The 23,305-nt window shown below is 67.9% G+C and carries 18 protein-coding genes and 5 pseudogenes; 15 read left to right on the top strand and 8 right to left on the bottom strand.

Going from position 1 to position 23,305, the window contains the following annotated elements:
• Positions 1 to 1,880: choice-of-anchor D domain-containing protein (locus EFK10_RS38930; RefSeq protein WP_127360384.1), on the top strand; the 1,880-nt coding region annotated here is incomplete at its 5' end.
• Between the two features lie 106 nt (positions 1,881 to 1,986).
• Here the strand turns inward: EFK10_RS38930 and EFK10_RS38935 are convergent.
• Both EFK10_RS38935 and EFK10_RS51375 read right to left on the bottom strand, forming a co-directional pair.
• Complete coding sequence (locus EFK10_RS38935) at positions 1,987 to 3,075, bottom strand: NAD-dependent epimerase/dehydratase family protein (protein WP_206305762.1); 1,089 nt, start codon at positions 3,073 to 3,075, stop codon at positions 1,987 to 1,989.
• A 202-nt stretch (positions 3,076 to 3,277) separates the two neighbouring features.
• A pseudogene (locus EFK10_RS51375) lies at positions 3,278 to 3,460 on the bottom strand (aminoglycoside phosphotransferase family protein); the annotation flags it as partial.
• Between the two features lie 58 nt (positions 3,461 to 3,518).
• Between EFK10_RS51375 and EFK10_RS38950 the strand changes: the two are divergent.
• Genes EFK10_RS38950 through EFK10_RS38960 form a run of 3 tightly spaced genes read left to right on the top strand, consistent with a single transcriptional unit; the run spans position 3,519 to position 5,132 of the window.
• Positions 3,519 to 3,878, top strand: a complete 360-nt coding sequence (locus EFK10_RS38950) for an ArsR/SmtB family transcription factor (RefSeq protein WP_206305763.1) — start codon at positions 3,519 to 3,521, stop codon at positions 3,876 to 3,878.
• Positions 3,875 to 4,339, top strand: coding sequence for an SRPBCC family protein (locus tag EFK10_RS38955; protein ID WP_127360386.1), 465 nt, complete (start codon positions 3,875 to 3,877; stop codon positions 4,337 to 4,339). Before EFK10_RS38950 ends, EFK10_RS38955 begins: the two co-directional genes overlap by 4 nt.
• A 10-nt stretch (positions 4,340 to 4,349) precedes the next feature.
• Positions 4,350 to 5,132 carry an alpha/beta fold hydrolase gene (locus EFK10_RS38960; RefSeq protein ID WP_127360387.1) on the top strand — a complete coding sequence of 261 codons (783 nt, stop codon included), beginning with the start codon at positions 4,350 to 4,352 and terminating at the stop codon, positions 5,130 to 5,132.
• 39 nt (positions 5,133 to 5,171) lie between these two features.
• Here the strand turns inward: EFK10_RS38960 and EFK10_RS38965 are convergent, their stop codons facing one another.
• Positions 5,172 to 7,343: a transposase gene (locus tag EFK10_RS38965; protein ID WP_240677745.1), complete on the bottom strand. Its 2,172-nt coding sequence runs from the start codon at positions 7,341 to 7,343 to the stop codon at positions 5,172 to 5,174.
• Positions 7,344 to 7,485: 142 nt separating this feature from the next.
• Between EFK10_RS38965 and EFK10_RS38970 the strand changes: the two genes are divergently transcribed.
• Positions 7,486 to 8,241 (top strand): transposase, encoded by a 756-nt coding sequence (locus tag EFK10_RS38970; RefSeq protein ID WP_127360388.1) that lies wholly within the window; start codon positions 7,486 to 7,488, stop codon positions 8,239 to 8,241.
• Positions 8,242 to 8,710: 469 nt separating this feature from the next.
• Here EFK10_RS38970 and EFK10_RS38975 read toward each other — a convergent pair.
• A pseudogene (locus tag EFK10_RS38975) lies at positions 8,711 to 8,950 on the bottom strand (CoA-binding protein); the annotation flags it as partial.
• 10 nt (positions 8,951 to 8,960) lie between these two features.
• Here EFK10_RS38975 and EFK10_RS38980 point away from each other — a divergent pair.
• Together EFK10_RS38980 and EFK10_RS38985 are read left to right on the top strand one after the other, a co-directional pair.
• A complete protein-coding gene (locus tag EFK10_RS38980; RefSeq protein WP_127360390.1) occupies positions 8,961 to 9,215 on the top strand; it encodes a hypothetical protein in 255 nt (84 codons plus the stop codon).
• Between the two features lie 317 nt (positions 9,216 to 9,532).
• Positions 9,533 to 11,251: a glycoside hydrolase family 27 protein gene (locus tag EFK10_RS38985; protein ID WP_206305764.1), complete on the top strand. Its 1,719-nt coding sequence runs from the start codon at positions 9,533 to 9,535 to the stop codon at positions 11,249 to 11,251.
• 184 nt (positions 11,252 to 11,435) lie between these two features.
• On the opposite strand, the gene EFK10_RS38990 is transcribed toward EFK10_RS38985, so the two are convergent.
• Entirely contained in the window at positions 11,436 to 12,263 is an 828-nt protein-coding gene (locus EFK10_RS38990) for a ZIP family metal transporter (protein ID WP_127360391.1), read from the bottom strand.
• A 555-nt stretch (positions 12,264 to 12,818) separates the two neighbouring features.
• Between EFK10_RS38990 and EFK10_RS38995 the strand changes: the two genes are divergently transcribed.
• Together EFK10_RS38995 and EFK10_RS39005 are read left to right on the top strand one after the other, a co-directional pair.
• Complete coding sequence (locus tag EFK10_RS38995) at positions 12,819 to 13,169, top strand: hypothetical protein (RefSeq protein ID WP_322973458.1); 351 nt, start codon at positions 12,819 to 12,821, stop codon at positions 13,167 to 13,169.
• Positions 13,170 to 14,099: 930 nt separating this feature from the next.
• Positions 14,100 to 14,345: a hypothetical protein gene (locus tag EFK10_RS39005; protein ID WP_127360393.1), complete on the top strand. Its 246-nt coding sequence runs from the start codon at positions 14,100 to 14,102 to the stop codon at positions 14,343 to 14,345.
• A 399-nt stretch (positions 14,346 to 14,744) separates the two neighbouring features.
• Here the strand turns inward: EFK10_RS39005 and EFK10_RS39010 are convergent.
• A pseudogene (locus EFK10_RS39010) lies at positions 14,745 to 15,095 on the bottom strand (alpha/beta fold hydrolase); the annotation flags it as partial.
• A gap of 1,184 nt (positions 15,096 to 16,279) precedes the next feature.
• Here EFK10_RS39010 and EFK10_RS39015 point away from each other — a divergent pair.
• From EFK10_RS39015 to EFK10_RS39025, 3 genes and pseudogenes are all read left to right on the top strand, one after another.
• Positions 16,280 to 16,738: a transglycosylase SLT domain-containing protein gene (locus EFK10_RS39015; RefSeq protein WP_206305765.1), complete on the top strand. Its 459-nt coding sequence runs from the start codon at positions 16,280 to 16,282 to the stop codon at positions 16,736 to 16,738.
• Positions 16,739 to 16,777: 39 nt separating this feature from the next.
• Positions 16,778 to 17,026, top strand: a pseudogene (locus EFK10_RS52930) (transposase); the annotation flags it as partial.
• A complete protein-coding gene (locus EFK10_RS39025) occupies positions 17,027 to 18,178 on the top strand; it encodes an RNA-guided endonuclease InsQ/TnpB family protein (RefSeq protein WP_322973459.1) in 1,152 nt (383 codons plus the stop codon).
• A 281-nt stretch (positions 18,179 to 18,459) separates the two neighbouring features.
• On the opposite strand, the gene EFK10_RS39030 is transcribed toward EFK10_RS39025, so the two are convergent.
• Positions 18,460 to 18,996, bottom strand: coding sequence for a TetR/AcrR family transcriptional regulator (locus tag EFK10_RS39030; protein WP_127360394.1), 537 nt, complete (start codon positions 18,994 to 18,996; stop codon positions 18,460 to 18,462).
• A 410-nt stretch (positions 18,997 to 19,406) separates the two neighbouring features.
• Here EFK10_RS39030 and EFK10_RS49040 point away from each other — a divergent pair, with 410 nt between their 5' ends.
• Together EFK10_RS49040 and EFK10_RS39040 are read left to right on the top strand one after the other, a co-directional pair.
• Positions 19,407 to 19,715 carry a hypothetical protein gene (locus EFK10_RS49040; protein WP_206305766.1) on the top strand — a complete coding sequence of 103 codons (309 nt, stop codon included), beginning with the start codon at positions 19,407 to 19,409 and terminating at the stop codon, positions 19,713 to 19,715.
• 228 nt (positions 19,716 to 19,943) lie between these two features.
• A complete protein-coding gene (locus tag EFK10_RS39040; RefSeq protein ID WP_127360395.1) occupies positions 19,944 to 21,212 on the top strand; it encodes an FAD-dependent monooxygenase in 1,269 nt (422 codons plus the stop codon).
• On the opposite strand, the pseudogene EFK10_RS53835 reads toward EFK10_RS39040, so the two are convergent.
• Positions 21,187 to 21,565: pseudogene (locus EFK10_RS53835) on the bottom strand (hypothetical protein). The gene EFK10_RS39040 and the pseudogene EFK10_RS53835 overlap by 26 nt on opposite strands.
• Before the next feature lie 110 nt (positions 21,566 to 21,675).
• On the opposite strand from EFK10_RS53835, the gene EFK10_RS39050 reads away from it, so the two are divergent.
• The gene (locus EFK10_RS39050) at positions 21,676 to 22,902 is read left to right on the top strand and encodes a 4-hydroxybenzoate 3-monooxygenase (RefSeq protein ID WP_407647235.1); all 1,227 of its coding nucleotides are present in this window, start codon (positions 21,676 to 21,678) and stop codon (positions 22,900 to 22,902) included.
• Positions 22,903 to 23,305: the final 403 nt, after the last annotated feature.

Raw genomic sequence — 23,305 nt, forward strand, 5'->3', positions numbered from 1 at the left:
GCGGGAACTTCGTCGTCACCGACGGCGGCGGCAACTCCGGCATCAGCGGCACGCCGTACTGCGGCCCGTGGCCGACTCCGGTCTACCCGCCCTACCCGGACGAAGGTGTGACCGCCACGCCGAGCGCGCTGAACTTCGGTTCGGTCGCGACCGGTTCGACGAGCGCCGCGCAGACCGTGACGGTCTCCAACCCGACCGGCTCTGCCGCGTCCGTCTCGTCGATCTCCACCAGTGGCGACTACGCCCAGACCAACACGTGCGGCTCGTCGATCGCGGCGAACGGCTCGTGCACCGTCAGCGTGAAGTTCGCGCCGACGGCGACCGGTAGCCGTACCGGATCCCTGACCGTCAACGCGGGCGGGATCACCAATACGGTCAGCCTTTCCGGTACCGGCACCGCGCCGGGACCGGTTCTGAACACCGACCCGGCGAGCCTGTCCTTCGACAGTACGGTGGTCGGCTCGTCGGCCGCCGCGCAGACGGTGACGGTGACGAACTCGGGCACCGCCTCGGCGACCGTCTCGGGCGTCGCGGCGACCGGCGACTTCAGCCAGACCAACAACTGCTCCACTCTCGCGGTCGGTGCGTCCTGCTCGGTGAGCGTCGGGTTCAAGCCCACGGCGGGCGGATCGCGCACCGGCAACCTGACCGTCACCAGCAACGCCAACAACAGCCCGACCACCGTCTCCCTGGCCGGCAGCGGCATCGACAGCACCACCAACGTCGCGGCCGGGCGGCCGGCGTCGGCGAGTTCGAGCAGCAGTCCGTACGTCGCCTCGAACCTCACCGACCCGGACGCGTCGACGTACTGGGAGAGCGCGAACGGCTCGTTCCCGCAATGGGCCCAGGTCGACCTCGGCCAGAACTACAGCGTCGGCAAGGTCGTGCTCAAGCTCCCGCCGGCGACGGCGTGGTCGGCTCGCACGCAGACTCTGGCGGTGCAGGGATCCACGGACGGCTCGAGCTTCTCGACGATCGTCGGTTCAGCCGGGTACACCTTCGACCCGAACGCCAACAACAACACGGTGACCATCACGTTCAACGCCGCCACGGCGAGATACGTGCGGGTGAACATCACCGCCAACACGGGATGGAACGCTGGCCAGTTGTCGGACTTCCAGGTGTTCCCCAGCGGCAGCGGCGGCTCCTCGGCGGCGACTTTGTCGACCAGCCCGACGTCGTTGACGTATCCCAGCCAGGCGCTCAACACCACCAGTAGTGCGCAGACGGTCACGGTGACCAACACCGGTACCGCGGGCGCGACAGTCTCCGGCATCACCACCACGGGCGACTTCTCGCAGACCAACAACTGCGGGACGTCGATCGCGGCGAACGCCTCCTGCACGGTGAACGTCACGTTCAAGCCCACCGCGTCCGGCACCCGCACCGGCGACCTCAGCATCGCCAGCAACGCGTCGAACGGCACGACCACGGTCGCGCTGACCGGCACCGGCGCCGGCACGGTGAGCAAGAACCTGGCGGCCGGCAAGGCCACCACCGAGTCCAGCCACGCCGACGTATACGCGTCCTCGAACGTGACGGACGGCAACCAGGGCACCTACTGGGAGAGCGCCAACAACGCCCTTCCGCAGTGGGTGCAGGTGGACCTCGGTTCCGCGCAGAGCGCCAGCCGTGTCGTCCTCCAGCTCCCCGCAGCCTGGGGCGCCCGTAACCAGACGCTGTCCCTGTCGGGCAGCACCGACGGCAGCACCTTCAGCACCATCAAGTCGTCGGCCACCTACACCTTCGACCCCACCACCAACAACACGGTCACCATCACGTTCGCCGCGACCACCCAGCGATACTTCCGGGTGAATATCACGGCGAACACCGGCTGGCCGGCCGGTCAGGTCTCGGAGTTCCAGGTCTGGAACACCTGATCTGATCTGATGGTGCCGCCGAGCGCACGCGCGCTCGGCGGCACCATCTCGATCCCAGAGTCTCGGCCCCCGCAGATCCCTCGGCGGGCCTGTCCGGTAAACCCAGTCACGGTTGTTGGCGCCTCGCCGCCTCGGCGTCACCGTCGGCACGGGGAGTGGTGTGTCCGGCTTCAGCCGATCGGGCCTCTGCCACTGTTAGCAGGGCCTGTTCGCGCTCGGGGGTGATGCCTGCGGCTTCTCGGCCGGTGCGGAGTTCGCCGAAAGCCTCGTCGAGACCGCCGGGGCCGAACAGCCAGCTGGCCGTGTCGTGGAGGGATTGCTCGACGGGACGGCAGCGCAGGCCTACGGCGATGGCCTTGGCCGAGCTGGGCTTCCAGATTGCGGCTGTCTCCCCTTCCAACGGGGCCCACAGCGGGAGCTCGGTCCAGACAGTGACCTCATGCTGGTTCAGGATCTCGTCGCCCACCCACTCCAGTTTCGCCTTGCCGCCGGTCTCGGCGACGCAGGCGTCCAAGAACCTGCCCCAGGTCGCGTTCGCGGGAGTGCCGCTGACCAGATATATCCCGTCGTCCTTGGCTTCGATCCGGTCCAGGCCGAAGATCGCGATATCGCGGGCGTCGATCAACTGCATTTCGCGTTCGGGCGCTCCCGGAGCGACCATCCGGCCGCCTTGAGCGGCGCGGCGCAGCCACCAGGTGACGCGACGTGCGAGGTCGTGCGGTCCGATGATCAGACCAGGTTCAAGGATTAGCGAGCGCCCCGGGAAGCCCTGCTCGACGGCCATCTCACAGCCCGCCTTCAGCTTGCCGTAGTCGCCGTCATCCGGACCCGCATCCGGGCTGCCCTGGTGACGGGGCGCGCTTTCGTCTACGGGCTCGGCGGGCCAGCCGGGGCGGGCGTTGATGGAGGAGACGTACAGATACGTAGATGCGGACTTGGCCAGGGCCTTGACTGAAGCCCCGACCACGCGGGGAACGTAGCCGCACACATCGACGATCGCGTCCCAGGGCCCAGCCTCGGCGAGCCGCGCCAGGTCCTCGTGGAGCTCCCGGTCGCCGCGTACGACCTGAACGCCGTCCAAGTCGGCATGTGTCTTACCCCGGTTGAAGGTGGTCACCTCCCATCCGCGCCGCAGCGCCTCATGGGCGAACGCCCGTCCAAGGAAAACCGATCCACCGATCACCAGAAGTCTCATGCGACTGAGTCTGTGCTCTGAATCCGACGATCACACAGGGGTACGCCGGAAGCGGACGAGTTGTGCCATTGGCGAACAGCCCAGGCCACCGTCGAGGCGGCCCACGCCCAACACACCGCGTTGCCCGGCGCGAACCTGGCCGCCGCCATGGTGGCTCGCCTCGCGCAGCGGGTGCTGGTCTTCTATACCCGGATGCCCTGCTCTAGACCGCCGAGACCAGCGCCAGGGCCTCGTTCAAGTTATGCTCGGCGACCCCCTGCATGAACGCCCGGTCAGGGAAGTCCCCGTCGAGGAGCCGCAGTGGACCTGCCGTCAGTGACAGTCGTTGGGCGAGCATGTAAAGCGCGAGCCGGCCTTCGTCGAGGCCACTGACCGTTAGCCGCCGGCGCGAGGTCCACAACTCATCAGTTGTGCAAACTTGCGGTTGTGGGTAGGGTCGGGGCATGGCAGTGGTTGAAGACGAGTTGAGCCTGGTGTTCTCGGCGCTGGCCGATCCCACCAGGCGCGCGATCCTGGAGCGTCTGGCCCGTGGTGAGGCGACGGTGAACCAGCTCGCCGAGCCGTTCGCGATGACGCAGCAGGCGGTCTCGAAGCACCTGAAGGTGCTCGAGCGCGCCCGCCTCATCTCGCGGACCCGGACCGCGCAGTCTCGGCCCTGCGTTCTGGAAACGGTGCGTCTCGACGCGGCCGCCGGGTGGATCGCGCGTCACCGGCAGATGTGGGCCGACCGTCATGACCGTCTCGACGAGCATCTGGCTGCGCTGCGCGCCGAGCAGCGCAGCGACGAGGGGACGACACGATGACCGCGACCGGCGAGCTGACCTATCGGCGCGTGCACCGAGCGTCGCCCGAGTTGCTGTTCGACTGCATGACCACGCCGGAGCACCTCGCCAATTTCTGGGGGCCGGCCGGGACGACCACGCCGGTCGGCAACATCGTCATCGACCTGCGGCCCGGCGGGGTCTTCGAGACAACCATGGTCAGCGATGCCGACGGCAGCACCTACACGATGCGGGCTGTTTTCGTGGAGGTCCGCCGGCCGGACCGGCTGGTGTGGATCGAGGCCGACGTCGAAGGCGGCATGCGAACCACGATCACCTTCGTCGACCTGAACGACGGGTGTACCGAGGTGATCACCCATCAGACCAACGTGCCGGCCGCCTATCTCAGCGCCGAGGCGAGGACCGGATTCACCACCAGCCTCGACCGCTTCGACGTCTACGTGGCCGCTCTCAACGCCGAACCGGAACACCAGCAGGGGTAAGGAGCGCGACATGCCAGCAGTCACGTCAGCCGACGGCACCACGATCGCCTACGAACGCACCGGCAGCGGCCCTGCACTCGTCCTCGTCGACGGCGCCATGTGCTACCGCGCCGCGGGGCCGATGCGGCCACTCGCCGCGCTGCTGCACGACAGCTTCACCGTCTACACCTACGACCGTCGCGGCCGGGGTGAAAGCTCGGACACCCCGCCCTACGCGGTCGCCCGCGAGGTCGAGGACCTGCAGGCCCTCATCGTGCAGGCCGGCGGCGAGGCATACGTCTACGCCATCTCCTCCGGCGCGGCTATCGCCCTGGCGACCGCGGCAGCCGGCCCCGGGGTCACCAAGTTGGCGCTCTATGAGCCACCGTTCATGGCCGAGGTCGAAGACGGCTCCCGCATCAAGCAGTACACCCAACGGCTCAGCGAGCTGCTCGCCGCCGGGCGCAAGGGCGACGCCGTGGCGCTGTTCATGACGAACGTCGGCATTCCCGCGGAGGCCGTCGCCGGCATGCGGGCACAGCCGGGCTGGGGAACGTTCGAGGTAATCGCCCCGACACTCGCCTACGACGACCAGGTGCTCGGCGACGGCAGCGTGCCGCGCGACCTGGCGTCGACGATCGCCGTTCCGGCGCTGGTCCTCGCCGGTGGCGCCGGCCCGCAGAGCCTTCAGCAGGCGGCGAAGGCCACCGCGGACGCGCTTCCCACGGCCGAGCACCGGACACTCGACGGCCAGACGCACGACGTGGCCCCGGACGCACTCGCCCCGGTGTTGGTCGAGTTCTTCGGCACCTGACGACGCGGGTCGGCGTAGTGGTGAAAGTTAGCCTAAGAGTCATCCCGTAATGAGATGCCGTCCGACCAGTTCCCGTTCGGGGATGTCGCCTCTGGGTGGGGCGTTCCCTTCGTGGGCGGCTGTTCCGACGTGGGCCTTGTGCCGCTGGTTCGCGGGTCGGGTCTCATTCGGGGTGGGCCGGTACCGGTCGGTGGTGTTTTGTCGAGCAGAGGCCCGCTGTCCGGGGATTCCCGGGGTGTGGGCTGCCGCGTGGGTGCGGCCCCGGGTCGGGCTGGCACCGCGCTGCGGTTGACTCGACAGGGCCCCTTGCAGCCTTTGTGAGAACCAAATCTGTGTGGTGCGCGCCTGGACATAGTCCAGGCGCGCCGTGCTTGGGTCGTCGGGGTCGGTGAGGGTTACGTGCGTGGCGAGGGCCGCGGAGACCATGTCCCGGTCGGCGACCAGGCCGCAGGCGGGGCAGGTGTGGACCCGGTCGGCGAGCGTCTTGGACACTCTCTCGCCGCACAGGCACGTCTGGGACAGCTTGGTGGTGAAGGTGGAGGCGCGCAGCAGGCGCCCGTCGGTCTTCTCGCACTCGCGGCCGATCGCGGTGATGAGCCGGCCGGGTGTGGTGGCCTGCAGGGCTTTGCCCCACAGGCGATACCACGTGCTGACGTTGCAGTCCTCAACGGTGAGGTTGGGACCGTGGTCACCCACGATGCGTTCGGCGATGCGGCGGGCGCGGTGGTCCTTTGCCGCGGCCGCGGTCGCCGTGGCCTCGGCGAGGCGTGCCCGGTTGCGGCGGTAGCCGGCCGACAGATCGTCTCTGCGGTACGCCTGCTTCGGCACCCCGGCCTTGTTCGCGGCGCGGACACCGCCTGGGACTTGGACGTTCCGTTCGGGGAGGCCGGCAGCTTGGCGGCGTGCGGTGCGGGCCTGCTGCCGTTTTGACGGCCCGTACTGCTTGGCGTTGGCCGCCCGGCGGGACCGGTCCAGGGCCCGCTTACGGCCGCGTTCCTTGCGCCGGGCTTTGGCGAGTGCGGCACGCTCTTCGTCGGTGGGCTCGACCCGGGTCGCCTTCACCTCACCGTCGTCAGGGTCGAAGGTGCGTGGGAAGGAGACCACGGACACGTTGGAGACGTTGCCGTCGATCCCACCGATGCGGCACAGGTCTGCTGCCGCGGCACGTCGGGCGCGGGTGGCGGGGGATGCGTAGCCGCCGGTCAGCACCATCAGGTGCGCCTCGTACGCCCACCCGCCGGGCGCGGCGGCGGCGCGGCGGCGCACGAGGTCGACCTTGTGCCACGTCTCGGGGTTGTTCAGGAAGTGGATGAGGCGGGGCCAGCGGCCCGCGCCCGCAGGTAGCCGCACAGGCAGCACCAGGTCGCCACGCCGGGAGTCGGCGCCGCCGGTGAAGACGACGGTCAGCGGCCCGGTGTGGTCCCACCAGGTCGCCGCGCGGGTCTTCGGCGTGCCCTTCGGTGTTACCTCACCGGTCGCGATGCGGCCAGCTGGCCGGGCAGACACCGGCAGGCGCCGGGGCTGCTCGAGGACGCTCGTGTCTGCTGGCAGTCCGGCAGCCTGCTCCGGCACGGTCACCGACGGGTCGAGGTTCCGGTGCCGGTAGGCAGCGAAGTGTCCGGCGAGGGTGCCGTGGAGGCGGAACGTCTCCCACTTCCGCGCCGTGGTGTGTGAACGGGCACGGCCGGGGATCCGCGTGTAGTCCCACCAGGACCCGGTCCTCGGCCGGCCGAAGCGGCGCCCGGTCGCATCGGGGAAGAGGTGCCGGCTGACAGCCGTCTCGAATACCTCGTCGGCCTGGTGCATCACCAGCGCCTTCGTGACGTGGTGGGCGAGATGCCGGGAGGCTTCCACGTGCCGGTAGCCTCGACGCTCCATCCCCTCCCGGGACAGGCCGAGAGTTTGCCGCCAGGCTTTCGCGTCCACCTCGCGGCGCACATCGCCGGCCCAGTACGCGTCAACCGCGGCACGAGCGTCGCGCTGCAGGGCACGCTTGACCGACCACATCGCCGAGTACAACTGCTCGAGGCGGTGCAGGTCGTCGAGGTTGTGGACGTCCAGCGGCAGACGGATCACCGCCAGTTCCGTGTCCTCGCCCCGCTTCCATCGCTCGCCCTTGTTCTTCCCCCGGAACCGGCGAGCGGGCAGTGCCGCGGCGGCAGGGCCAGGACCGGCGGAGTCGGGCGCCACATCGGACAGCACGGTGCTCACAGACTTCCCACCTCCCTTTTGTTCTGACGACGGCGGGTACTTGTCCGGCCAGGCGCCGGTTCGACAACCAGCTCCAAAGCTATATGTCACCACTGACAACACCGGTTCCGACAAAAGAGGCTGGCCCTCTACGATCTCGGCTATGCGTCTGCGTCTCGCCCACTGCACCACTGCCGACCTGCGCGCCTGGACCGGGCTGACCGGACCGCAGATGCACCACCTCGTCGAGCAGCTGTGGGACCGGAGGCCAGATACGGGCCGCGGCCGGCCCTGGGCGCTGCCGTTCGCCGACCGGGTCCTGCTCCTGATCCTGGCCTACCGGACCAACCTCACCATGCAGCAACTCGGCTCCCTGTTCGGCATCTCCGACTCCGCGGCCCACCGCGTCATCGACCGACTCGCCGAACCGCTCGCCCAGCTCCTGGGCCCACCACCCACCGACCGGCGCGAACTGTGGGTCGTCGACGGCACGCTGATTCCCGTCCACGACAAGACGAAGACGGCAAAGTCGAAGAACTACCGGCGCAGTGTGAACGTGCAGGTCGTGTGCCGGGCCCGCGACCGCCGCGTCGTCGCAGTCGGGGACGCGTGGCCCGGGAACCGCAACGACATCGTCGTCTTCCGAGAAAGCGTCGGCACAGCCCTGCCCGACCATCCGCGGCTCTCCGGCGACGGCGGCTACCGCGGAAGCGACCGCATCCGCACACCCCGCCGAGGACCCGACGGCCGCATCATCAAAGACCGCAACTACCGCAGGTTCCGCAAACGCCGCGCCGTCGCCGAACACGCCATCGCCCGACTCAAAGACCACCAGATTCTCCGCCAATGCCGACGCAAAGGCGACGGCATTAACCCCTGGGTTCCACAGATGGGCCAACGCCTAGTGACACGGTTCTAGCCCTGACCAGGACGGACAAGCAGGATGCCGGAAATGCCCGTGTCACTAGGCGCTCCCATCGCCCCAGGTCAGCGCGCTGTGCTTTGCGGCCGATCCGACAGGAAAGCAAGATGGAAGTCGGTCGGCAAAGACGGAAGAATCGCCACATATCTTCGCCGGAAGTGGATCAGCGGAATCGCAGCCCTCGGCGAGTCGACGCGGTAGTCTCGTCAGACAACAAGCCGACGGGGTAAGCCTTATGGCAACCCGCAAGCCGCTGACCTGGGATAACGCCAACGCCTAGTGACACGCCGTGTCACTAGGCGATTTGCCGTTCCCGCAGGTCGGAGCAGGTCTCATGACCTCCGGCCGCGCACTCATCTGTGGAACTCAGGTAACCACGCCGTCGTCGGCATCGCAGCGCTGCACAACCTCAAGCTCGACATCCGGTACACAGCACCCGACCCGGCGGGGCACGTCGCACAGCGAATTACGGGATATCTCTTAGCCCCAGCCGGGGGATCTCCCGTCCCGCAGAGCGGTCCATCACCATCTGCAGTCCGGTTTCGCGAGTCCTGTCGTAGGCGGCCTCGTCTATGACGCCCAGCTGGAACCAGACCGCCTTGGCGCCGAGCGCCACAGCCTGGTCGGCGATGTCGCCGGCGAGGGCGGAGTTGACGAACACGTTCACCACATCCACCGGGAAGGGGATCTCCGCGAGCGAGGCGTAGGATCACGAAGTGTCGCTGGTATGTGCGGAGTTCGCCCTGCATTGCCTGCTGGTGGGGTTCCTCGACTCGCAGTACGCCGAGATCATCACCGCCGGGCGCGGCATAGACCAGTTGATCGATGATCGTCGCGCGCTGGTCAGTGGGAACATCGATCTGGGCAGCAGCCAGAGAGCCAAGGCCAACACCCTGTCTCGTCATCCGGGTCTGTCCGAGACGATCCCGGCCGCCGCGGTTACGGATGTGACGGCTGTGTTCAAGCCGTAGGCCCCCGAGTGGCTAAAAAGTGCTTGTCATGTTCCCGGCTTGTGTCTGCAGAATGCAACCGTCTGTCACCACCGGCGTGAGCCTCCGGGAGCATCGATGGTCATCAAGCTGACTCCCCAGTCCACCGTCCTCCTCCCAGGCGACAGCATCACCGCCTCCGGCCGCCGTGATACCCGCACGGCGCCCACCCGACGCGTCGTTCGGTCGCCGCGTGCTCGCACAGGCGTGGGCTGACCGAGTCACCATCGCCTGAGACCCGCCGCAGCGGGCGCCGCGGAGCAGCGCGCCCATCCCCAACCCGGAGGTCCCCTGTGCACATGAGAGCCGTCCTCGCCAGGCTGCTGCCCGCGACGCTGATCGCATCGATCGCCCTGGTCGCCCTGCCCGGCCAACCCGCCCTCGCCAAGAGCGACTTCACCGCCAAGCCCTTCATGGGCTGGAGCAGTTGGAGCGTGGAGTCCTCCACCCGCTCCGGATACGGGACGAGCTGGCTGAACGAGAACAACATCAAGAACGCGACGGACTCGGTGGCCACCAACCTCAAGTCGGCTGGGTACAGCTACATCAACGTCGATGCAGGCTGGGACGCCACCTTGAACTGGAACTTCCACACCGATGCCAACGGCATCCCCGACCCGGACCCGGCGCGCTTCCCCAGCGGCATGGCGAGCCTGGCGTCCTACATTCACGGCAAGGGACTCAAGTCCGGGATCTACCTGGGCATCGGCCTGGAGAAGGAGGCGTACGACAAGAACGCCCCCATCGCCGGTACCAGTTGCCACACCCAGGACGTCGCCGTCCAGCCGCTCACGGCTACCAACGGGTGGGGCTCCAACTGGAAGATCGACTACTCCAAGCCCTGCGGCCAGAGCTATATCAACTCCATCGCGAACAAGTTCGCCTCCTGGGGCATCGACTTCATAAAGATCGACGGCACCACCCAGGACAACGTTGCCGACATCGCCGCCTGGTCACAGGCCATCGACCAGTCGGGCCGCCAGATGTACCTGACCGCCAGTGCCTGGCCGGTCCCGGTCTCCATCGCCGGCGCGTTGAAGCCGTACGCCAACGGCGTCCGGGTCGACACCGACGTCGAGTGCTACTGCAACACCGTCTCATCCTGGAGCAGCTCGGTCAGCGCCCGGTGGAACGACCTGCCGAACTGGCTGGGTTCCGTCGGCTCCAACTACTGGCCCGACCTGGACTCGATGCCCGTCAGCAACAACACCGGATCGGGCATCCAGGACGGGCTGAACGACACCGAGCGACAGACCGTCATGACGTTCTGGTCCATGGCCTCCGCCCCGCTGTACGTCGGCGGCGACGTCTACTTCATCGACAGCAAGGCCGTCTCCATCCTCAGTAACCCCGAGGTCATCGGAGTCGACCAGGCCGGCCGCGTACCGACCCAGGTCACCGGCGGCACGCTGCAGGTCTGGAAGAAGCAGATGCCCGACGGCAGTACCGTGGCCGCCGTCTACAACCTCGGTTCCAGCGCGAGCAACATCACCGTCAACCTCGCGTCGCTGGGGCTGAGCGGGACCCAGTCCGTACGTGACCTGGCCTCGCGTACGGAGCTGGGCACCGCCTACAACAGCTGGACCGCGAGCGGCGTGCCCGCTCACGGTTCCCGTCTGATCCGGCTGACTCCTGCGGTCGGCGGGCCGATCACGGGCACCGGGTCGAAGTGCGTCGACATCAGCGGGGGCAACACCGCCGACGGCGCCGGCATCACCATGTACACCTGCAACGGTCAGTCCAACCAGTTCTGGAGCCACATCGGGAACACCTTCCAGTCGCTCGGGAAGTGCCTGAACGTCACCGGCGGCGGCACCGCGAACAGCACCCGTGTGCAGCTGTGGACCTGTAACAACTCTGCCGCCCAGCAGTGGACGGCACCCGGCGACGGCACGCTGCGCAACCCACAGTCAGGGCGCTGCCTTGACGCCGCGGGAGGGGGCACGGCTGACGGCACCCCGGTCATCATCTACGACTGCAGCGGCGGCTCGAACCAACTCTGGACGTACCCCTCCTGAGGACCCATGTCTGCGAGCTCGGCCGGGCCGGCCATCCCATCGCCGCGCTGTCGCTCAGCGTGCCGGCCTGTGGCGGTTCCCGGACCGCCGCAGGCCGCCTGAACATGCGCGGGAACCTGGAGAGTGACACGACGTCGGCTCGACGCCGCGATCGCGTCGAGGGGGCCGTGCTCAGGACTGGCTCTCAGGCTCCTGCAGCGGTGACGACGGCGTCCGTGGCGAAGCCGAGAAGGAGTCCGGCCAGGATCATCCAGGTCGTCAGTTTCTTGAGGGCAGCGCGGCGGGCGACTGCGAGGAGTTCGATGACGACGTAGAGGATCGAGCCGGCGGCAAGGCTGAGGAAGGCGATGCTGAGGGTGTCGTTGACCAGGTGCTGGCCGACCAGGGTGCCGACGAAGGTGGGGCCGCCGCCGATCAGCCCGAGTAGGGCGAGGGTGCCCCAGGAGGGGCGGGTGCCCTCGGCGGAGAGGGGGGCGACGATGCCGAAGCCTTCTGTGGCGTTGTGCAGGCCGAAGCCGATGATCAGCAGGACGGCCAGGGAGAGCTCACCCTTGGCCGCGGAGTTGCCGATGGCCAGGCCTTCGGCGAAGTTGTGGAGGCCGATACCGGTGGCGATCATCAGAGCGAGACGGCCGGCTTGTGAGGGAACCGGAGGCGCCAGTTCGGTGGATGCCGCAGCGCCCGGCCCCTGGGACAGTGTGGGGGCGGGCCGACGGCGCAGGCTCCAGCGGTCGTAGTACACGAGGCCGACCAGGCCGAGCGCCAGGCCGACAGCCAGGACCAGGCCACCGGATGCGACCGTGCCCCAGCGGTGGTCACTCAGCGCGCTGTCGATCGGCTCCCAGGCATGCGTGAGGACATCCCAGACCAGGAAGACCAGGATGCCGATCGCGAGCGCGTTGAGCCCTGCCCGAAGGTGGGGCGCGGGACTGCGCAGTCGGCCAATGGGAAGGCCGAGGTAAATGGTGAAGCCGGCGATAGCGCCGAGCAAGGTGATCTGCGCGCTGGACATGAATGCTCCGGATGGAAGCCGTGGGGACGGACACGCAGACACTAGGGCAAGTAAGGCTTGCCTAACAAGCTTCGGGTCGTCAGATCTCGGCCGCAAGCCGACACGGACACGCTTCGGCTACGGCTGGATGACCGTATGCAATCTCTGACCTGACGCGCCGGGTGGACCCTGCTCCGCCAGCAGATACCCGGGCATTGTCCGGATGCGAGGACCGACCGGGCTTGAACCGGTCACGGCGAAACCCGGCGGACATACGGTGACACCCCAGTCGAATGGTGCATCTCCGACCACGGTCGTAGCGTCGATAGACAAGACACAGATGACAATCGCCGACGGAACGAAGCCACCGTTGTCCGACGCCCGCCCCCGCCACACCGACAGACAGGGCCGGCCAAGGGGCAAGGCACGGGCCCGGATGGCGAGAGGCGGTCGGGAGCAGAGATGCCCAAACACACGCTCGGAAAAACGGCAGTCACGCTCTGTGCTGCTGCATCGCTCGCAGCAGCAACGGGAACGGCTTCCGCCCAGGCGGATCCACCACCGTCCGCACAGGCCGTGGCACAGCGGTCTGCGCACGTCAGGATCGTCGACTGCTTCTCGCAGCCCCAGGTACGTCCCAGTAACTTCCTGCTCGCCTGCGGTGACGGTAACAGCATCCTCGTCTCGCTGCAGTGGTCCCAGTGGGACTCGACGTCCGCAGTGGCCAGAGGCGTCAACCAGGTGAACGACTGCAAGCCGTACTGCGCGGCGGGTACATTCCACTCCTACCGTGTGATCGTCCGGCTCGACCACCCGCAACCGTGGAAGAACCATGTACACAAGCACTACACCCGGATGCGCCTGATCTACACCCACGGCAGCCCGGACGGGTTCCAGCGAACGGTCACCTACACACTCTGGTCCTGACCTCCCCCAGTAACGCTGGGGGAGGGGTACCCCCGGCGGTACCCCGGCGCCAGACGACGAGGGGGCGACTCCGCGTCTTCCCGGGGTGATGCGAGTATCTGGGGGGCGGCGAGGCGCGCCTCACCGGCCGCGTCATGGCAGCGGTGAGCGCCCGCAGAGGGTCTGGCTGTCACGCGATGGTGTCGGCCTTGCCCGGGTCGTTGGGGTGGGACTCGGCCGCGGTGATGGAGAGAGTCATCCACGAGCGCAGCGGCAGCGTGTGCCGAGCACCTTCTCATGGAGCTCGTTCCCGTCGGCGGCTCGCCACAAGCCGATGCCGCGCGGCTCGCCGACCGGACGCCGCGGGCGAGCTTTTACCGGGAGCTAGCACCGGGCCGCACGGCGTGCCGCTGAAACACTCACGCAAGGCGCCCTGGCAGGCCGTGTGCTGATTTTGGCCGTCCAACGTGAGCGAGGCGGAGGTGACGGTGACGGTCCTGGGGGGGCCGCGCGTACGTCGTCGTCGCGGAGAGCGGAATGCTACCGTCCGCGTCGGCATCTGCCCTGAACCGACACCGACTTCGCCGCGGATTCACCCATCTGCCTCTGCGTCGGGGTGCTGGATACGGGATGTGTGAGCTTCCCCTGGCACGGCTCTGACCTAGGCATTCATCCAGGCTTGTCGAGCAGATGGGGGGCGAAGCGGCAATAAGAGGGAAATGTGCGCTTTTCTCTGATTTACACGTACTCGTCCTTGGTGTTGGCTCCCAATTGAGACATGAGCAGCCCGGCTGTTCGGAGCGCGGATCGGGCCTGACGATGCGGTGGACATTCGCCGTTCCCCGGGGCCTTTCCCGTTCCGGCGTCCTGTGCCCCAGCCCCGACGGTGCGGTTACGAAAGCCACTTCCACGTCGGCCGGGCTCCACATTCGAGTACGAAGGAGTAACACCATGCGCGCAACCAACGTGACGCGGGCGTTCGCCGTCGCCGTTGCCGGCGGCATCCTGGCAGGCGGTGCGATGCTCGCGACCGCCACGACGGCCGAGGCCGCTCCGGCCCGGGCCACCTCCGTCACCCAGGTGCAGGAGCGGCACGACGACCACGGCCGTTACCACGGACGTCACCACCGTCACCACTACCGTCACCACCACCACTACTACCGTCACCACCAGTACGGTCACCACTACGGTCGCTGACTCGCTCGGGAGGTGTAGTCGGGCCTTTCAGCGCTGAGGGGCGGATCGGCGCCCTCCAACAGCCAGTCGGGCCGCGGGCCCGCCGCGCTGCGAGGCAAGTGATGCCAGGTCGTCCACCCGGCCCTGGTCGAAGGTTGACCAGCCTCGGCGGCCCTCCCTGGCCGAAAGGCCCGGGACGGCCGCCGAGGACATCCTGGGGACGCGCTGACGTCGTTACACGGGTGGAGTACGCAGACGAGATCGAGGACGTGCGCGTCCTGTACGCGTCACCGCGCTACGCACGGTCGTGGTGGTGGCGTACATCGAAGCCTAGACTCATGCCTGCAGCAGCGCCCCGGTCCCCCCGTCCGGGGCGCTGCTGCATGTCGGGCATTCGTTTTGAGCAGCGGAGCCGGTAATTCACGCCTGGCGCCGCTCGTGGTCCGCTGTCTGGGGCTCGTGGCCGATCTGAGGACCGTGGCCGTTGCTTGAGACGATTTCGGCCCGAACGTCCGGTACCAGGCGTGGAGCGTGTTCCACTCGCCGCTGTGGATGTACGAGGAGGCTCCGCTTGCCGAGCAGCAGTTGGAGCGAGGTTTGGATGGTGGACAGTTCGTCCTCGGACAGGGGCAATGGAGCCGGGCGGCGTATGTGGTAGGCGTGGACACCCAGTCTGATCATCGTGCGTAGCTCGGGCACGATGAGGACCGGCGGCTCCAGCCAGGCTGCCAGCCGTGGGCGTAGCGCCTTGGGTGCGAAGGTCGCGAACAGGCGCCGCTCGACCTCGCCGTGCCCGCGTTCGCCGGCACGCGCCCCCCGCCAGGGCGCGATTGGGCAGCACCGCGCGGTCGGGCAGCACTCGTTCGGCATCGACTCGCCCACTGGCCGCATCGGCTCGATCTCCAGCGCCTTGTCGCCCAGGGCGAACTGAGCCCGCGTGACCTGCGCGATGAGCTCCCGCGCTTCGGCGACGATCTGTTCGTAACGCGCCCGCGTGACGTTCCCGCCCTGCTCCGACATGACGCCCGCCATCCCGCCCCGGGCCAGGCCGGGCGGCCCGCGGCGACGGCCAACAAGGCGCCGCCCAGGTCACCTCAAACGGTGACGCGGGCCCGAGAACGTGGGACAGAGCGCGAAGCGGGAGCACTCGAAGCAAACGCCGCCCCCATTGCAGCCGGTGAAGAACGGAAGTGACCCGCGAGGTCAACTGCCGTTCGGTTACGGCGTTTCACCCGGCACCGCGGCGAGCAGCGCCGGGTCGACCGCACCTGCTCGAGCCCCGCCATCGTTTACGGCACCCCGGGGAGGCCCCGCAAGCGCCGACGACGTCTGACGACCAGTGCCGACGTGTCAGCGGCAGAGCTCGCACAGGTGAGGTAGTCAGTTCCGGCGCGCTCGGCGTAGTCATCGCTGTTTTGGGTGCTGCCCGACCTGAGAGCGAACGATGTGGTCTTCGACGAGGGCGTTGATGGAGTGGTGTAGTGACGCCCCCCCCGGGTGATCCTTTTTGCCGGCCAGGTAGCCAGGACTGCGGGTCGCGCTGCAGGCAGGGACCTCCTCTCACGCCTGAGAAGAGAAGACGGCTCGCGGCATCGCCGTATCGGTCGCATGGGCGGAGGTGGGGCTATCGGGACCCAGAGACAGATCGAATAAATCACTCTAATTGTGATTATTTGTCCGATTTGCTCCTTTGGTATTAGTGCACATTCCGCGAACCACTCAAACGTCCCCGCTGCCGTGACCTTCGCCATATGGTGTGCGTCACTATGAAGCTCGATAGTAGCAAATCGGACGCTCTGTGACTTGTTAATGCGGCGCAGGCGAAGCGACTCATCAGGATGAATACGATTTTAGATAGTAGAAGTCACTATTGACCAAAGATTTCCGGATCCGCAACACTCTCGCTTGCCCGGCGGACTTCCTCGGGCTTCCCCGACGGAAGAGACGGCCCTCGAATGCAGTTCCCCGCGATATCGAAGCTCGGTCGTATGGCCAAGGGCGCCAAGTACTCCTTGGGTGTCGCCGCGGCCGGCGCCGCGGTGGCCGCCGGTGCGCTGGCCGCCGCTCCGACCGCATCCGCCGCCACCCTCTCCCAGGGCAACCTGAGCGGTTGGATCAACCAGTCGCTGTCGATCATGCACGCCCACGGCATCCCGGGCAGCTACAACGGGATCTACCGCAACGTGATGCGTGAGTCGTCGGGCAACCCGAACGTGATCAACCAGTGGGACTCCAACGCCGCGGTCGGCACCCCCTCCAAGGGGCTGCTGCAAGTGATCGACCCGACCTTCAACGCTTACCACGTCGCGGGAACGTCCTGGAACATCTACGACCCGGTCGCGAACATCACCGCCGCCTGCAACTACGCGGCTCAGCGCTACGGTTCGATCGACAACGTGAACTCGGCATACTGACCAGCGCCTTCCGTACGCGACGGCGTCCAGAAGCCCAGGCGCACGGGGACGCGGGCATGGGCAGCGTCGAGACCGTCCAAGGAGATCGTGGGTCGCAAGCGAAGCATCGTGATCGACACCGTCGGCCTGCTGCTGGCGGTACTGGTCACCGCGGCGAGCGTGCAGGACTCCGTCGCCGGCCAGACCCTGATCGAGCGGGTCGTCGCCGAGCATCCCACCGTCCGCAAGACCTGGGTGGACGGCGGCTACCGCCAGCACCTCGTCGAGCATGCGGCCACCCTGCGAGTGGTGATCTGCGGCGGCGGCGTGATCGGCGCCTGCACCGCGTACTTCCTGACTCGCAGCGGGGTCGAGGTAACCGTTATCGACTTCCTGGCCGTCCTCCCCGCCCAGGCCGCGCAAGCGGTACTCAAGACGTACTTCCAGGCGTGGAAGAACTGCTGGGAGGGCCGCGCCGACGCCCCGACCTTCAAGGGCCGGTTCCGCACGGTGATGTCCGTGGACATCCCGCAGGGCCGCGACCTGAACATCAACCGCGTGCACCGACGCTGGGGCATGGTCAACATTCCCAAGGTGGGCCGGGTCTGCTTCCGGTGGACCAAAGACCTTCCGGTCGGCAAGCGTGCAGGCGCGGAAAACCGGATCACCGGGGCACGACTGACCAAGGACTCGCTCGGCTGGCACATCGCATTCCGCGTCCAGAGCCTGGAGCCCGCGCCGCGGCCGCACACCGGCCCTGAGGTCGGCATCGACGTCGGCGTCACCGTTCCCATCGCCCTGTCCGACGACGCCACCAAGAAGCACGGTCCCTGGCTGACCGACCGCGAGCAGGCCAAGCTCCTGCGCCTGGAACGGCGCGCCGCACGGCGCAAGAAGCACCGCAAGCCCGGCGAACGCACCAGCCGCCGTCTGCACCACACCTACGACCAGATCGCAGGACTCCGCGCGAAAGCCAAGCGCCGGGCACTGGACTGGCAGCACAAGACCACCACCGACATCGCCCGCACGTACAGCGTCGTGGTGGTGGAAGCACTTACCATCACCAACATGGTCAAGTCCGCCAGCGGAACCATCGAGGAGCCGGGCAGGAACGTCGCCCGGAAGTCGGGCCTGAACCGCTCGATCAGCGCACAAGCATGGGGCCGTACGGTCACGATGCTGACGTACAAGCTCGCCAGGCGAGGCGGCACCCTGGTCAAGGTCCCGGCCCCGAACACCTCGCGGCGCTGCTCCGCGTGCGGCTTCGTCACACCCGGCAGCCGGGAGACCCAGGCCCTGTTCGTGTGCAAGAACCCCGACTGCGGCTGGTTCGGCAATGCCGACCACAACGCAGCCCGGAACGTCTTGCACCTGTACCGGATGGGCCCCGCGCTCATCCCGGCTGCCGGGAGGGCAGTCGTCAGGCGCGCGAAGCGCGTCAAGCCCGCTGCCGCAAGGTAAGCAGGAATCTCCCGGCGTCAGCCGGGAGAGCACTTCAAGACTCGGACTACCTGGAGGTCGGAGGTCGGTCGGCCAGTGGCGCGTCGCCGCGATCGCCGAGACCTGACCCCTTCGCCCCGGACATGACATGCACGCGGGGCTACTCGACTCTCAGCCTTCGCTGCGGAGCGTCTGCTGATACTCGGTTCCGCCTTGGCGGTAGGTGAACCGGGTGTCGCGGACGCTGCCCTTGATCGGCATCGCGGGGCGGGGACGGGGAGCGGGCCGGGCCGCCGTACGCTCTACTCCTGGTCGCGGGGCGGGGGCTGGGTCGGGATGCACCCGTGCAGGAGGAGGTTGACGATCTGGTCGATCACCACGTCGTCCAGTGGTTCTCGGCTTAGCGAAGCGCGGTAGACGACGGTTCCCGCGTAGACGTCGACCATCAAGGTGGTGTCGGTCTCGGGTGGGAGCCGGCCCTCGTCGCGTGCCTTGTCGAGTAGTTTCACGACGGATGCGCGGCGCGGAGTGATGAGTTCGGCGAAACCTCCGGTGCCGGAGGGGTCCTCGATGATGTCCGCGATCAGGGCCGGAAGGATCAGGCACGTGGGCATGGCCGAGACGATCTCGACGGTGAGCCGGACGGCGGTGCGCAGATCGGCTTCCAGGTCGCCGGTGTCGGGCAGCGGCGGAAGCGGGACACACCCGTTGAGGGCCTCGATCACCAGCGCGGCCTTGTTCGGCCACCAGCGATAGATGGTGGCTTTGCCGACCCCGGCGCGGCGGGCCACGCCTTCGAAGGACAGGCGCCGGTAGCCCACCTCGTTCAGCAGGTCCACGGTGGCCCGAAGCACAGCCCCCTGGGACTCCCGGCTGCGCCGCCTCGAGGGAAGCGCGGCAAGATCGGGGCCGCGCTCCGGGTCGGGCAGGTGGGGGTCCTGACCTGCGAATTTCCGTCCTGGATTCGTCACTGTATGCCCACTTATATGGGGCTTTGCTTATCTTGCTTTGACTTAATCCGATCTTACTCGTATGTTGTTGATACGAGGCGTTTCGTTCCATAGGGACGCCTTAAGAACCAAATGTCGAGTTCGCCCGATGGCGGGCCGCTGCTGCGGCTCGCGTGAGTCGTTCGGATCGATGGGCGGACCATGGCGCACCAGACCTGCACGCAGGATCTGAGGCGCAAACGCCGGTCACTCTCCGGCGTAAGAAGCCAGTACTCGACCCCAGGGAAGAGTGGGACATCATGCGCTCGTCAAAGATCAGGCGTCTGGCCGCTGCTGTTGTCGTGGCCCCCATCGTCGCCATCGGTGCCTCGGCTGGCGTTGCCAGCGCGGCCACCAGCCACGCGTCGTCCACCGCGGTTGTCACAGCCCAGCACAAGTCGGGCTGGGGCGGCGGCTGGGGCTGGGGCGGCGGCTGGGGCCACGGCGGCGGCTGGGGCTGGGGCCACGGCGGCTGGGGCTGGGGCAACAGCTGGGGCGGCGGCTGGGGCTGGGGCCACGGCGGCTGGGGCTGGGGCGGCTGGGGCGGCTGGGGCGGCTGGGGCTGGTAGTCAGCCCACAGTTCAACCCACCACCACACAGCAGTTTCCCGCTGTTTGATCCGGGTGCCCGACAGAAGTCGGGCACCCGGACCCCTCTCCACCAACTGCAGACGCGGAGGCGAACCGAGTGAAAGCATCGCCAGCGACAAGGCACAAGCACCTGCCACGGCCAGTGCCACAGAACCGGGCCGCCACAAGGCGTAGGGGCACCCCCACCGACAGCCGAGGCGGTGCGCTGTGAAGATCGTCTGTGTCGGCGCGGGACCTGCGGGGCTGTACTTCGCGATCTCGGCGAAGCTGCGCGACCCCGGTCACCAGATCACCGTTCTCGAGCGCGACCCCCCCACGGCTACCTACGGCTGGGGGGTCGTGTACTGGGACGACCTGCTGGTCACGCTCTACCGCAACGACCCCGACAGCGCCCGGGAAATGAAAGCAAGGTCCGTGCTGTGGCAGGACCAAGAAGTACGCGTGCACGGCCTCCGCGGCGAGCAGACAGCGTACTTCGGCGGGTACGGATACAGCATGGGCCGAGCGGCACTTTTGGAAATCCTTGCCCGGCGCGCCTCAGACCTCGGCGTCGACGTCCGCTACGGCCACCCGCTCGAAGACCCCTCCGCGCTGCCCGAGGCCGACCTCGTCGTCGCCGCCGACGGCGCCAACAGCCGCATCAGGCAACTGCACCGCGAGGACTTCGGCACCCGCGTGGACGTCGGCCACAACCCCTACATCTGGCTCGGAACCGACAAAACGTTCGACAGCTTCGTGTTCGCCTTCGAACAGACGTCGGCGGGATGGCTCTGGTTCCACGCCTACCCCTCCTTCGAGGGAACCAGCACCTGCATCGTGGAATGCTCCCCGAAGACCTGGCAGGCCCTGGGACTGGATACGCTCAGCACCGACGAGGGAGTGCGGCTGCTCGAAGACATCTTTCAGCGCCCGCTCGACGGCCACCGCCTGATCAGCAAGTCCCGCGGCGCACCGGCGAACTGGCAGCGATTCGCACACCTGAGCAATGAGACCTGGTACCGCGGAAACACTGTTCTGGTCGGCGACGCCGCCCACACCACACACTTCACACTGGGTTCGGGCACCAGACTGGCCATGATCGACGCCATCGTCCTCGCCCACAGCCTGAACGAATACCCCGACGTGCCTAAGGCCTTGCACGAGTACGACACGCACCGCAGAGCGGAGCTCGAACCAGTGCAGGCGAAAGCCCGCCAGAGCATGGCGTGGTTCGAGGATCTGGACCGTTATCTCGACCAGGACGCGATTTCGTTCGCATACAGCATGTCAATGCGCCAGGGCGCCCGGCCACCGTGGCACCAGCAGATCCACCGCGCCACCCAGATCCCCGCCGTCCGCAGGGCCCGCCGCGCGTATGACACCGGCAGACGATGGTATTTCAACCGCCAATGGGACACAGCAAAAAGTCACGCCGTAGCCAAGGACCACGAGACGACTGAGTCCGATGTGATCAATGGTCGTACAGGGATCGGGTGACCGGGACTCCGTCGTGCGGTTATGCCAGATCGCGGCGGCCATCGCGAGGATGCGCTGGGCGGCCCGGATGGCGGCGCCATCGAAGGTCGGACCGCCGTGTTGTTCCAGGTCGACCTGGCCCTTGAGGGTGTCGCTGACCGATTCGATGAGCTGGCGGACCCTCTTCAATGTTTGCGGGCGAAGCGCAGCCGGCGGGACTCGTAGTGGTGGCCGAGCAGCGCCTGCGCCACGGCAAGGCAGGCGAGTTCGGAGTCGGTCAGCAGTGGCGGCCGTCCCATCCACCGGGTCCCTCGGATCTCGTCATCAATCTTCACGTGCAGTGCGGTCAAGAGGGTGCTCGGGTCTTGCGTCACGACATGATCTTGAGCGCCCTCTCTCCATGCTCCCTCACCAGCTCAGACATCGGACCTACTCGGCTAGGCTGAACGCCGGAGGTGGCCAAGTGGCCGAACAGGCACCGGAGTTGTGGGAGTCACCGGAGTCAACGACCGTCGTGGTGATCGGCGCGGGGCCGGCCGGTCTGACCGTCGCCAACCTGCTGCGGCACAGCGGCATCGACTGCGTCGTCCTGGAACGCCGAACCCGCGAGCACGTGGCACAGCGCCAGCGGGCCGGCATTGTCGAAGCCCGCGCCGTCCGGATGTTCGACTCCTGGGGGCTGGCCGACCAAGTCCTGGGCGGCGTCCCCTCCGACGGCACACTGGAGTTCCGGGTGGACGGTGAGAGCCACCTGGTGTCCGACGACGACGGCTCCGAAGGCCCCCCGGCCCGCCTCTGCCCCCAGCAGGTACTGGTCCAAAAGCTCACTGCCGGGTACCTCGCCGACGGCGGCGACCTGCGCTTCGAGGCCGCCGACATCTCCCTGCACGACCTGACCGGCGACCGCCCGACCGTCCGCTACCGCACCGCCGACGGCACCCTCCGTGCCATCGCCTGCGCCTTCGTCGCCGGCTGCGACGGTGACCGCGGCATCAGCCGCGCCAGCGTCCCCGACGGCGTTCTCACCGCCCACGCCTTCGACCACGGCATCGGCTGGCTCACCGTCCTCGCCGACGCCCCGCCCCCGGCCCGCCCCCTTTTCGCCGTCAGCCCGCACGGCTTCGCCGCCCACTTCGCCCGCGGCCCGCACGCCAGCCGCTACTACCTCCAGTGCCCGCCCGACGACCACCCCGGCGCCTGGCCCGACCCCCGCGTCTGGGACGCACTGCGTACCCGGCTCGCCGACCCCGCTCTCACCCCCGGCCCGATCACCGACCGCGAGACCTTCCGGCTCCGCAGCCTTGTCCACGACCCCATGCAGTACGGCCGCCTCTTCCTCGTCGGCGACGCGGCCCACATCGTCTCCCCCATGGGCGGCAAGGGCATGAACCTCGCCCTCCACGACGCCGACCTCTTCGCCCGCGCCGTCCGGGACTCCGTCCGCGACCACGATGAGACCGGCCTGCGCACCTACTCACAGTGCTGCCTCCGCCGCGTCTGGAACGACCAGGAGTTCTCCCACTGGCTGACCCGGACCCTCCACGACGCCGGCGACGACACCCACTCCGGCCCCTTCCACCGCGGCCTGGCCCGCGCCCGGCTCGACCGCCTCTTCACCTCTCCCACCGCCTCCCGCGCCTTCGCGGAACTCATGGCAGGGCTGGACACTGTCCCGAACGCCGGGGCCCAGGACGGCCGGGGCCCGGGTTAGGCCCTGTCCGGCGCACAGAGCCTGGACGGGTAAGAGGCCGCGCGAATAGGTGGGGCGGAGGAAGGAGCGTGTCGAGGGCCGAGTCTGGCAAGGCGGAGGAGAGAGGCGACGCGGAGCGTCGTCGGCCGGGAGGTGTCCCCAGCGCGGCGTGGCGGACGATCCCGACAACGCAGCCGAGCTTGGACAGCAGGTCGTCCGCTGGGTTGGCAAGTTTTCCGCGACTTGCCGCTCCAGATAATCGATCAGTTTGCGCTGCGCCTCCAGCGTCGCCTCCGGCGGCTGGTCACGATTGATCAGGATCTTGCTGTTGTGCTGGAAGAACTCGTGGTCGGCGTAGGGCACGCCGAGCAGTTCGCAGATCACCAGCACGGGGGGGCCGTGTCGCGCAGGGAGCGACTCGCCG

The sequence above is a fragment of the Streptomyces soli genome (assembly GCF_003999195.1).
Lineage (GTDB): Bacteria > Actinomycetota > Actinomycetes > Streptomycetales > Streptomycetaceae > Actinacidiphila > Actinacidiphila soli.